This is a genomic window from Priestia sp. SIMBA_032, assembly GCF_046535215.1.
Classification (GTDB): domain Bacteria; phylum Bacillota; class Bacilli; order Bacillales; family Bacillaceae_H; genus Priestia; species Priestia aryabhattai.
Window position 1 is genome coordinate 1 of sequence record NZ_JAWRXD010000581.1, and the last position, 275, is coordinate 275.

General features: G+C 44.0%; 1 protein-coding gene. It reads right to left on the reverse strand.

Translation table 11 applies throughout. The features are described from left to right. Positions 1-72 precede the first annotated feature (72 nt). On the reverse strand, positions 73-275 hold a 203-nt coding region (locus tag SB717_RS35600), incomplete at its 5' end, for a hypothetical protein (protein WP_410907658.1).

Consider the following 275-nt stretch of genomic DNA (forward strand, 5'->3'; position numbering starts at 1 on the left):
GACTCCTATTTTCTGCAACATTCCAACTTCTTGAATTTCTGTAAGACAAATCGCCCCCCTCAGGGTCTGCCCCTATTTCTCCGGCAATTTTTCAATTTTACTCAAGGCATCGATATAAGCACCCTTTAACGCAAGACTGACAGCATTAAGTACCTCCGACCTCAGATAGACTAGATCCTGACGAACCAACTCTTGACCCGTTCTTTTTATTTTTATGCGCGACTCCCCGGTATATTTTACGGCACCGACATAAACCGAAAGTCTGACTTCACATG